This is a genomic window from Pseudochrobactrum sp. AO18b, assembly GCF_000409565.1.
GTDB classification, from domain to species: domain Bacteria; phylum Pseudomonadota; class Alphaproteobacteria; order Rhizobiales; family Rhizobiaceae; genus Pseudochrobactrum; species Pseudochrobactrum saccharolyticum.
Genome location: NZ_ANNO01000270.1, coordinates 1 through 11,261 on the forward strand (window position 1 = coordinate 1; position 11,261 = coordinate 11,261).

Sequence of the window (11,261 nt, forward strand, 5' to 3'; positions counted from 1 at the left end):
ATCATCAAGATGACATCAGCGTTTCTTCTTTGCCCGTCCGGCAAAAGGATTTTCCGATGTACGCAAGGACAGGCGGATTGGCACGCCCGGCATTTCGAATGTATCACGCAAACCATTGATGAGATAACGCACATAGGATTGCGGCATCACATCAGGACGCGAGCACGACACCATGAAGCCCGGCGGGCGTGTCTTAACCTGCGTCATATATTTAACTTTAAGGCGACGACCAGCCACTGCCGGAGGCGGATGATGGGCAATCACACCTTCGAGCCAGCGGTTCAGACGGCCTGTGGAGATGCGCGTATTCCAGATACGGTGCGTCATCTCGACATTTTCCATCAGCTTATCAATGCCGTGGCCGGTTTCACCGGAAATCGGCACAGCGCGGATGCCACGTACCTGTGGCAGCAGACGCTCGGTCTTTTCACGCAGATCAGCCAGCAATGCCTGACGGTCTTCGATCAGATCCCATTTATTGAAAGCGATGATCGGCGCACGGCCTTCACGGATAATCAGATCAATGATCTGCAAATCCTGCTTTTCAAAAGGAATGGTTGCATCGAGAACAATAATTACCACTTCCGCAAAACGGATAGCGCGCAGGCCATCGGCAACGGAGAGCTTTTCCAGCTTTTCCTGCACGCGCGCTTTGCGGCGCAGACCGGCGGTGTCGAACAGCTTAACCTCGCGGCCACGCCATTCCCACTCAACGGAAATCGAGTCGCGGGTAATACCGGCTTCAGGGCCTGTCAGCAGGCGATCCTGACCGAGCATTGTATTAATCATTGTGGACTTACCGGCATTCGGGCGTCCGACAATGGCAATGCGCAGCGGCTTGGTCGCGTCATATTCAGGGATGATTTCCTCATCCTCATCGCTGACATCTTCACCAACCAGAGCGCCGATTTTTTCCTGCGTAAATTCTTCTTCGGCCTTTTCTTCCGCAAAAGCTTTTTCTTTGCCGATCGCTTCCACAATCGCGTCGCGCAGATCAGGCAAACCCTGACCATGTTCAGCGGAGATCGGGCAAGGCTCGCCCAGACCCAAACGATAGGCATCATAAAGACCGGCATCAGCGCCGCGGGCTTCAGACTTATTGGCAACCAGAATAATCGGCTTGCTGAATTTGCGTACCAGCTGCGCGAATTCAATATCCGTCGGCGTCAAACCGGCTTTGGCATCAATCACGAACAGAACCGCATCAGCCTCGTCAATCGCGGCTTCGGTCTGCGCGCGCATACGACCTTCCAGCGTACCGGCTTCGGCAATTTCGAGACCAGCAGTGTCGATGACTTTGAAATGCAGATCATAGAGCTTGCCGTCGTGGATACGACGGTCACGGGTAACACCCGGCGTATCATCGACCAGCGCCAGTTTGCGCCCGACAATGCGGTTAAACAGTGTGGACTTGCCGACATTCGGACGTCCGATAATTGCGAGTGTAAAGCTCATTCAGCTTATTTTTCCGTATTATAGAGCGGCACTTGAACCGTCCCGCTCTAATGAGTGTTTCAGCCTTTTGCTGCAGTCTCAGAGCTGCGCATCAGGTCAAGCATTGTATTGGCACGCTGGCGGAGATTGGCAGGGATTGCCGCATCATCCGCATTTTGCTGGAACAGTTTGCGCGCATCGTCTGCACGACCTGCCTTATAAGCAGCCAGACCCAGCACTTCACGGGCAGAACCGCGCATCGGATTACCATCCGCGCTCAGTGTTTCCGCACGTTTTGCAACATCTTCATAAGAGCCGGTATCCACCAGAATATAGGCAGCCCGCAGCTTGGCAACATCACGCAGGGCAACCGGTGCCTTGCTGTCTGCCGCGACCGCATCAAAAGCAGTGACCGCACCGGCCATGTCTTTTTTCTGCTCAAGCAATGTTGCTGTGCGCAACTGTGCCAGAACCGGATAAGACCCTGCGCCTTCGGTTTCCAGCTTCTTCAGCGCGCTCAGGGCTTCATCTGTTTTCTTTTCACCGGCCAGATCAAGCGCCGTCAGGAACTGATCGCCCGACACTGCCGCTTTGCTTTCACGCCAATATTCATAACCGACATAACCGGCTGTACCGATAACAACGGCTACCGCGCCACCGATCAAAACCGGACCAAAACGCCGCCATACAGCGCGCACCTGTTCTGAGCGGAGCTCTTCGTTGACTTCGCGGATAAAGCTGTCGTCTGTCATGAATACCCTGTGAAACTTGTCAAGATTATCGAATATGCATCAAGAGCACGGACTATATACACAGCCCGCGACTTAACACACCTATCCGGCTTTTAGTCGGAATCGCCGACAGATGGTAGTCCTGATTGCGAATTCCTGCATAATTCCTTAATTTGCGCTGCTTAGCGCTCAAATCAATGGCACAACATCAAGAGATCAGAGCATCTTTGTGCATCCATTTGGACGCAGAGCGCTCTCTGCCTGTGCTTTGCCACATTTCATACCTAATCAATCCGCTTCCGATTTCGCAATGAGCTTTCGTTTTCATGTATCAGTCTCTTCTTTCCGGTTTTGCGGTTTCTCTGTGTCTGGCCACGGCTGCGCAGGCTATGCCCGATATGCCTGCAGCGCCTCAGCAACAGGAAAAACCGGCTGATACCCGCCCGAAACAGGTGGTGATTATCTCCTTTGACGGCGCGCATGATAACAAGCTCTGGCAGCGCAGCCGCGCATTGGGACAGGAAACCGGTGCACATTTCACTTATTTTCTCTCCTGCGTGTTTTATCTGGAGCGCGCAGACCGCGCGCAATATCAGCCACCGCGTATGAAAGCAGGCCGCTCCAATGTCGGCTTTGCACAGGATAAAGCAGAAATTGCCACCCGTCTCGATCAGGTGTGGAAAGCCAATCTGGAAGGTCATGAAATTGCCAGCCACGGTTGCGGCCATTTTGACGGCAAGAGCTGGACTACAAAAGAATGGGCGCAGGAAATTCAGGCATTCCGCACTATTGTCGGCAATGCATGGAGCGCCAATAAAATTGACGGCGAACCGGAAGGCTGGAAAGATCTGGTCTATAACAAGATCACCGGCTTTCGTGCGCCCTATCTCTCCGATGACAAGCCGGTACAGACAGCTTTGCGTGAAAGCGGTTTTGCCTATCAGGCCAGCGGCGTGACCTCAGGGCCTGAATTGCCAAAGAATCTTGCAGGTCTCAAAAGTTTTGGCCTGCCGCTGATACCGGAAGGCCCTGCCCGCAAACCCGTGATTGCCATGGACTATAATCTCTATGTGCGTCATTCGGGCGGCAAAGAGAAACCGGAACAGGCAGCGCAATTTGAGCAGCGCAGCTATGATGCCTTTATGAATGCGTTCAACAAACAATATGACGGCCAGCGCATTCCGCTGCAAATGGGCTTTCACTTTGTGCTGATGAATAACGGCGCTTATTGGAATGCGCTGGAGCGTTTTGCCCGTGATGTGTGCAAGCGTGAGGATGTACGCTGCGTCAGCTATCAGGATTATCTGGCGGAGCCGGAACTGCATAAAAGACAAACCGTTCTCTGACAGAACAGAGAACGGCAGTTTGAAGATTTAAGCGAAAAATTCCGCGTAGATTTCCGGTTTGAAACCGGCCAGCAATTTGCCGTCTTTTTCCAGAACCGGACGCTTAATCATCGACAGATTGCCGAGCATCAGCTCAATGGCTTTGGCTTCAGTCAAATCCTGCTTCTGTGCATCATCGAGTTTACGGAATGTCTGCCCTGCACGGTTGATTACCGTTTCCCAGCCCAGTGTCTGGCACCAGTTTTCCAGCTTGGCACGATCCAGACCAACCTTTTTATAATCATGAAAGTCAAAGGTGATATTCTGCTCTGTGAGCCAGTCCTGTGCCTTGCGCATCGTGTCACAGTTTTTAATTCCATAAATAGTTACAGTCACGTCCATTCCTCTCTTATAGATAATGCTATTTCAGCGTCTGTGCCGGATGATCATGATCGTGACCGCATTGGCTGTGATCTTCGAGTATCTGGATCACTCTGCATTCACAAACCCGTCCGTGATCACATTCACTCACCATGCGGCGCAATTCATCACGCAAGGCTGACAGGCGCTCAATCCGGTCTTCAATCTCATCAAGATGACGTCGCGCAATCGAATCTGCCTCGTGACAAGACGCATTGGGCGTCTCAGTCATCGCCAGCAATTCACGAATATCATTGATTTCAAAGCCGAGATCACGGGCATGACGGATAAAAGTCAGGCGCTTAATATCTTCCGCGCCATATTCCCGCCGCTGACTCTCGGTGCGTTCAGGCTCGCGGATCAGCCCGATTTGCTCGTAAAAACGAATAGTTGGCACTTTAACACCGCTGCGTGCCGCAACTTTGCCAATCCTATAACCTTTTTTGTCCATTTTCCGCTTGCTCCTATAGCCACTAGAGCATTTAGGGTCTTTCTCAAAAGATGCAAGAGAAAAGGAAATTGGAGATGTCCGGTCCCGTCCGTCAGGATAAATTCCGCGTCGAAGGCATGGATTGCGCCTCCTGCGCCATGAAAATTGACACCGCTGTGCGCCGCCTTGGCAAACGGATCAGCGATGTCAATGTTTCGGTCACCAAAGGCACCATGACTGTAACCCATAATGGTGTTGAAGCTGATGCCATTACCGGCCAGTTGAAAAAACTCGGCTATAAATCCAGCTATATAGGTGCCAATCAAGGCGCTGCTGTTGCAGATCCGGAAACCGAAGCACATGCCTGCTGCTCCGGTCATGACCACAAGCATAGCCATGATGATCATGATCACGCAGGTCACGACCACAGCGGCCACGATCATGCCTCGCACGATCATAAAGACCATAGTCACAGTCATGCACACGAGCAGAAACAAGTGCAGGCCAAAGAGACCTCACCTCTGCATATGCATGATCATGGCACCGATGAAGACAGCAAGCCATGGTGGCAGCAGGGCAAAGCCAAACTGACCATTGCTGCGGGTACGGCACTGGTTGCGGCCTATCTTCTCGGCCATTTTGTACCGCAATATGAAATCTATATTTTCTCCGCTGCAATGCTGGTGGGGCTGGTACCGATTGCCCGCCGCGCTCTGGCCGGTGCCCGTTTCGGCACGCCGTTTTCCATTGAAACACTGATGACAGTGGCTGCCGTCGGCGCACTGTTTATCGGCGCTGTGGAAGAAGCGGCAATGGTTGTCTTCCTGTTCCTGATCGGTGAGCTTCTGGAAGGTGTGGCTGCACGGCGTGCCCGCAACTCCATCCGCGGTCTTGCCGATCTGGTACCGAAAACTGCGCGTGTGGAAAAAGACGGGCAGATTATCGAGCAGGATGCTGCAAGCCTCGCACTTGGCACAATCATTCTGGTGCGTCCGGGTGACCGTATTGCCGCCGATGGTGAAATTATCAGCGGAAACAGCGCGGTCAATGAAGCCCCTGTGACCGGTGAAAGCACGCCTAAAAACAAAGAAGTCGGCGACAAGGTTTTCGCAGGCACCATCAATTCCGATGCTGTCTTGCGGGTTAAAGTCACTGCCACGGCGCAGAACAACACCATTGCTCGCATCATTGCACAGGTTGAGGAAGCACAGGAATCCAAAGCACCAACCGAGCGTTTTATCGACCGTTTCTCGGTCTGGTACACGCCTGCGGTAATGATCCTTGCTGCTCTGGTCGCGATTATACCGCCGCTTGTTGCCGGTGGTGACTGGAATGAATGGATCTATAAAGGTCTGGCCATTCTGCTGATCGGCTGTCCTTGTGCGCTGGTTATCTCCACGCCTGCCGCTATTGCTGCCGGTCTTTCTTCCGGTGCCCGCCGTGGTCTGCTGATGAAGGGTGGTGCAGTTCTGGAAAGCGCCGGTCATGTGACAGCTGCCGCCTTTGACAAGACCGGCACGCTCACTGAAGGCAAACCGGTTGTTACCGACATTATCGCCTTTGGCAGTTCGGAAGAAGAAGTGCTGCGCTATGCAGCGGCTGTTGAACAGGGTTCAAGCCATCCGCTTGCTGTTGCCATTCTCAAGGCTGCGGAAGATCGCAAACTGACTCTGCCGCAGGTACATGACGGCGCAGCACTCGGCGGCAAAGGTGTGTCCGGCACGGTTGACGGCAAAGCTGTGCTGCTGGCTTCTCCTAAAGCAATTGCCGCCAAGACCAGCATCTCCGATGCGGATCAGAAGCGCATTGCCGATATGAACGATCAGGGCAAGACCGTCTCGCTGCTGATGATCGGCGATCGGCTTGCCGGAGGCATTGCCATGCGCGATGAGCCGCGTGAAGATGCGCGTCAGGGTATCAAAGCGCTGCAGGCTCAGGGCATCCGTACCATCATGCTCACCGGTGACAACCGCCGTACGGCAGAAGCGATCGGCCGCGATCTCGGCATGGAAGTCCATGCGGAAATGATGCCGGCAGACAAGCGCCGCGTGGTTGGAGAACTGAAAGCCGATAAGCAGGTGGTTGCGAAAATCGGTGACGGTATCAATGACGCTCCGGCACTGGCCACAGCCGATCTCGGTATTGCCATGGGCGGCGGCACTGATGTGGCGCTGGAAACTGCCGATGCCGCGATCATGCATGGCCGCGTGACTGACGTTGCCAATATGATCAACCTGTCAAAAACAACCATGGCGAATATCAAGCAGAATATTACGCTCGCCATTGGATTGAAAGTGGTGTTCCTCATCACCACGATCCTCGGCATTACCGGCCTGTGGCCAGCCATTCTAGCCGATACCGGTGCCACGGTTCTGGTGACAGCCAATGCCATGCGCTTGCTGCGCTGGAAACCATAATCTCCACGATATAAAAAAGGGCACCATCCGGTGCCCTTTTTATTTATGTCAGGCTGTAATCCGTTTCTTCACGGGCGATTTTTGCATATTCATTGCCGAGAAAATCCAGCAGTGACCGAACAGAAGGCAGCAAGCCGCGCCGTGACGGAAAAGCCGCGTGGAGAATGCCGGTGCGCGGTGCCCATTCCGGCAGCACATCGACCAGACGCCCCTCACGCAGATCATCGCGGATGACCATTGTCGGCAACTGACAGACCCCAACGCCATGTATTGCGGCCATACGCAGAGCCACCATATCTTCCGTTATCAGACGCGGCTTGTGATGCACTCTGGCGGTTGCCCCATCCGCTTTTTCCAGACACCATTCATGATCCACCCGCAGCGGATCCCATGCCATGCTTGGTAAAGAAGCCAGATCAGCCGGCACCAATGGCCGGTTGATTTCAGCAATCACCGACGGGCTGGCGACAAGGCGTTGCGGGCTTTCCGCCAGTTTACGAATAACCAGATCGCTGTCATCAAGCGGCGGAAAACGCACGCGGATTGCCAGATCAAAACCTTCCCGCAGCACATCAACGCGGCGGTTTGTGCTTTCCAGCAGCACATCAACTTTCGGATTTTCCTGCATGAAACGGGCAATCATGTCGCCGATCTGGAAGTAAATCATCGAGGACGGACAGCTGACCCGCACGATACCCTGCGGTTCCGAGCGCATCCGGTCAATCACCTCCTGTGCAGCCTCTGCCTCAACCAGCATAGCCACGCAATGGCGGTAATATTCATGCCCGACTTCCGTCACCGCGAAATGACGGGTCGTGCGCTGGATCAACCGCACGCCGAGACTGTCTTCCAGCAAACCGATGCGGCGACTGAGACGGGAGCGCGGCATATTCAGCTTGCGTGCCGCAGCAGCAAATCCGCCCTGCTCCACCACAACCACGAAAAATCTCAGATCATTCAGATCCTGCATGGAAACTCCCTGTCATGTCGTCTGTTTCCTTGAATATAACCGTATTATTTTAAATCGCTACGGTATTGTCTCATATTTCAGACATTGTAGTGCGTTTTTACGGACTACCGCTATTTTTGTCCTGCTCATATCTTCCTGTCATTCAGCGCAATACAGGAGACTGATAATGAGAAAGGTATTAGGTGTTTACAGCAGCCCCCGCCCGCATTGGGTAGGCGACGGCTTTCCGGTCCGCTCAGTCTTCTCCTATGCCAGCCATGGCGATCATGTCAGCCCGTTTCTTCTGCTTGACTATGCAGGTCCGGCAGAATTCAGCCCTGCCGGTCATGCCTCCGGTGACCGGCGGGGCATAGGCATTCATCCCCATCGCGGCTTTGAGACAGTCACGCTTGTTTATCAGGGCGAGCTCGAGCATCGGGATTCAACCGGTAAGGGCGGTACGATCAGTGCCGGTGATGTGCAATGGATGACGGCAGCCAAAGGCATCCTGCATGAAGAACTGCATTCGCGCGCCTTTACTGAACAGGGCGGCACGCTGCAAATGGTTCAGCTCTGGGTCAATCTGCCTGCGAAAGATAAAAATGCAGAACCCGGCTATCAGAACTTACGGAGTGCAGAGATACCAGTTGTTGACCTGCCGGATAAGGCAGGCAGCCTGCGCGTTATTGCCGGTGCTTATAACAAGGTCAAAGGCCCTGCCCGTACCTTCACTCCCGTCAATTTATGGGATGTCAGCCTGCGGCAGAACACGACTGCAACCCTGACTATTCCTGACGGGCATACGGCAATGCTGGTCGTGCTCAGCGGCTCAGTGACAATCAATAATGACAAGCAGGCCGGTGAGGCTCAGCTGGTTTTGCTGGATCGCCACGGCACGGATGTCTGGATAGAAGCGCACAATAATGCCTCTTTTCTGGTTCTCAGCGGGGAACCAATTGACGAGCCTGTCGTTATTCATGGGCCATTTGTAATGAACAGCACGGAAGAAATCAGCTCCGCCCTCCGCGATTTTCAGAATGGCCAATTCGGACACATACCCCTTTCATGACCGGTTTATCCGGCCATGCGCTGCCGGTCTCACCTTGCCCCCCAGTTTCGTGAGACCGGCAGATGATGAAATGATTCAGCCTGACATTTAATCCAAGGGAGACGTAGAAATGAATATTCCATCAACCATTGCCAATTTTAACGGTCAGCGGCCGGTTATTGATCCAGAAGATTCTGTCATGCTGCTGATTGACCACCAGAGCGGACTTTTTCAGACCGTCGGCGATATGCCCATGACAGAATTGCGCGCCCATGCAACCGCATTGGCCAAAATCGCCACACTGGCTAAAATTCCGGTTATCACCACTGCATCAGTGCCGCAGGGACCGAACGGCCCGCTGATACCGGAAATTCATGAGAATGCCCCTCATGCCAAATATGTTGCCCGCAAAGGTGAAATTAATGCATGGGATAATCCGGATTTCGTTGCTGCTGTCAAAGCAACAGGCCGCAAAACCCTGATTATTGCCGGTACAATCACCAGTGTCTGCATGGCCTTTCCGTCGATTTCAGCGGTCTATGACGGATATAAAGTTTTTGCCGTTGTTGATGCTTCCGGCACCTATTCCAAAATGGCTCAGGAAATTACGCTGGCGCGGGTGACGCAGGCCGGTGTTATTCCGATGGATACCGCAGCGGTAGCCTCTGAAATTCAACGCAGCTGGAACCGTGATGATGCGGCGGAATGGGCCAAAGTCTATACCCTGATTTTCCCGCCTTACCAGCTTCTGATTGAAAGCTATATGAAGGCGCAGGAAGTCGAGAAAAATCACGAAACACTGGATTCAATGCGGAAATAATTTCCGGTCACAAAAATGAAAATGGTTGCGGAACTTATCTGTTCCGCAGCCATTTTTTATCAGACATAGACCACATTGCTGAGGCTGTCGCGGCGCATCCAGCGCTGTGTCATTAGCACGGCGACAATTGCAAGTCCCGTTGCCAGACCGATCCATACGCCGATCCCTTCAAAGTTGAAGGTAAAGGCCAGCAGCGCGCCAAGCGGTAAGCCGACGCCCCAATAGCCGAGCAGCGCCAGAAACATCGGAATGCGTGTATCACGCAAACCACGCAGCATACCCGCTGCCACCGCCTGCGCCCCGTCAACAATCTGGAACAGTGCTGCAAAAGCCAGAAATGATATGCAAAGCCGGATCACTTCCGCATTGGCCGGATCACGAATATCCAGAAACGCACTGATAAACACCTTCGGCATCAGGATCATCAGCAGGCCCATCACGCCCATGAAGCCGACCCCCAAAGCATAGGCACTCCAGCCTGCATAGGCCACAGCCTCACGGTTGCCCGCGCCATAGGCACGACCAACACGCACAGTCGCCACCTGCCCGAAGCCGAGCGGCACCATAAAGCTTAAGGAAGCAATCTGCATCGCTACCGCATGAGCGGCCAGTGATGTCGGGCTGATTTTACCCATCATCAGCACAGCCGCATAGAAAATCGTGGTTTCAAAGGCAAAGGTCAGTGCCATTGGCAAACCAATGCGCCACAATTCAAGAAAACGCGGCCAGTCAGGGCGCCAGAAGCGGCCGAACAAACGATAGCGGCGGAACTTCTTATGAGTGCAGACAACAATGACCAGACCGAAGAACATCATCCAGCTGGAGGCTGTGGTGGCAATGCCGGCACCGCGCAGCCCCATTTCCGGCATACCGAATTTACCGAAAATCAGGCTATAGGCAGCAATCGCATTGAACACGATAGCAAAAGCCGCAATCAGCAATGTCCAGAGCGGACGCTCCATCGCCGCCAGAAATGAACGCAGACCGATATAGCCGAGATATGGCAGCATCGCCCATTGCAGCGTATGCATCATCTGCACGGAATGCGCGGCAATATCCGGCCGTTGCCCCATAAACAGGAACACGGATTCCGCATTCCACAGCAGCACCCAGAACGGAATGCAGATAATAATCGCTGTCCAGAATCCCTGACGCACAGTGCGGCGCACATCGCGCACGGAGTGGTGGTTGCGGCCAAGCGCCATCGCCATCATCGGCAGCGTGGCGGAAACCAGCCCCATGCAGAAGATCATCATCGAATGATAAAAGCTGGTCGTCAGCACGGCAGCAGCCAGCGTATCGGCGCCGAGACGCCCGATCAGAATGACATCCGTTGCTGTCAGCGCTGCCTGCGAAAGATTCGTAAAAATCAGCGGCCAGCCAAGTTTAAAGGACGAAATGACCTCCCGCCCCCAGCGATTACCTGTATTTGTCTGCGTAATTGCAGTCATGTTCAGCCGCCTCCCGACAGCTTTTTCCGGCACAGACCGGGTTTTCAAAGCATTTTCCGGCCTGACTGCCTCAGGAAAATACGCTCATTTTGTTATGGTATATTCGCAAGCAATTTCCGGACAAAGAAGCCGGCGCTTAACATTGAGAACCATGCTGTATCATGCCGGTTCATGAAGATCGAGAGCGATCTGAAAGAACAATCAAATGTGTTGAGCCGCAGAGCTTTCCAGCGCTG

10 protein-coding genes are annotated in these 11,261 nt (G+C 53.6%); 4 read left to right on the forward strand and 6 right to left on the reverse strand.

Annotated elements, in window-relative coordinates; translation table 11 throughout:
- Positions 1-15: 15 nt before the first annotated feature.
- Both der and A918_RS0111315 read right to left on the reverse strand, forming a co-directional pair.
- Positions 16-1,455: a ribosome biogenesis GTPase Der gene (gene der, locus A918_RS0111310; RefSeq protein WP_022711176.1), complete on the reverse strand. Its 1,440-nt coding sequence runs from the start codon at positions 1,453-1,455 to the stop codon at positions 16-18.
- 59 nt (positions 1,456-1,514) lie between these two features.
- Positions 1,515-2,186 (reverse strand): tetratricopeptide repeat protein, encoded by a 672-nt coding sequence (locus tag A918_RS0111315; protein WP_022711177.1) that lies wholly within the window; start codon positions 2,184-2,186, stop codon positions 1,515-1,517.
- Between the two features lie 305 nt (positions 2,187-2,491).
- Between A918_RS0111315 and A918_RS0111320 the strand changes: the two genes are divergently transcribed.
- The gene (locus tag A918_RS0111320; protein WP_022711178.1) at positions 2,492-3,511 is read left to right on the forward strand and encodes a polysaccharide deacetylase family protein; all 1,020 of its coding nucleotides are present in this window, start codon (positions 2,492-2,494) and stop codon (positions 3,509-3,511) included.
- A 27-nt stretch (positions 3,512-3,538) separates the two neighbouring features.
- Here A918_RS0111320 and A918_RS0111325 read toward each other — a convergent pair whose 3' ends face one another.
- Positions 3,539-3,886 carry an ArsC family reductase gene (locus A918_RS0111325; protein ID WP_028233691.1) on the reverse strand — a complete coding sequence of 116 codons (348 nt, stop codon included), beginning with the start codon at positions 3,884-3,886 and terminating at the stop codon, positions 3,539-3,541.
- A 25-nt stretch (positions 3,887-3,911) separates the two neighbouring features.
- The gene (locus A918_RS0111330) at positions 3,912-4,361 is read right to left on the reverse strand and encodes a helix-turn-helix domain-containing protein (protein ID WP_022711180.1); all 450 of its coding nucleotides are present in this window, start codon (positions 4,359-4,361) and stop codon (positions 3,912-3,914) included.
- 74 nt (positions 4,362-4,435) lie between these two features.
- Here A918_RS0111330 and A918_RS0111335 point away from each other — a divergent pair, with 74 nt between their 5' ends.
- Positions 4,436-6,757 carry a heavy metal translocating P-type ATPase gene (locus A918_RS0111335; RefSeq protein ID WP_022711181.1) on the forward strand — a complete coding sequence of 774 codons (2,322 nt, stop codon included), beginning with the start codon at positions 4,436-4,438 and terminating at the stop codon, positions 6,755-6,757.
- 43 nt (positions 6,758-6,800) lie between these two features.
- Here A918_RS0111335 and A918_RS0111340 read toward each other — a convergent pair whose 3' ends face one another.
- Complete coding sequence (locus tag A918_RS0111340) at positions 6,801-7,727, reverse strand: LysR family transcriptional regulator (protein ID WP_022711182.1); 927 nt, start codon at positions 7,725-7,727, stop codon at positions 6,801-6,803.
- 166 nt (positions 7,728-7,893) lie between these two features.
- On the opposite strand from A918_RS0111340, the gene A918_RS0111345 reads away from it, so the two are divergent.
- Both A918_RS0111345 and A918_RS0111350 read left to right on the forward strand, forming a co-directional pair.
- The gene (locus tag A918_RS0111345) at positions 7,894-8,775 is read left to right on the forward strand and encodes a pirin family protein (RefSeq protein ID WP_022711183.1); all 882 of its coding nucleotides are present in this window, start codon (positions 7,894-7,896) and stop codon (positions 8,773-8,775) included.
- Between the two features lie 109 nt (positions 8,776-8,884).
- Positions 8,885-9,574, forward strand: coding sequence for a hydrolase (locus A918_RS0111350; RefSeq protein ID WP_022711184.1), 690 nt, complete (start codon positions 8,885-8,887; stop codon positions 9,572-9,574).
- Positions 9,575-9,633: 59 nt separating this feature from the next.
- On the opposite strand, the gene A918_RS0111355 is transcribed toward A918_RS0111350, so the two are convergent.
- On the reverse strand, positions 9,634-11,025 hold the full coding sequence (locus tag A918_RS0111355) for an MATE family efflux transporter (RefSeq protein WP_028233692.1): 1,392 nt from the start codon (positions 11,023-11,025) through the stop codon (positions 9,634-9,636).
- Positions 11,026-11,261 lie beyond the last annotated feature (236 nt).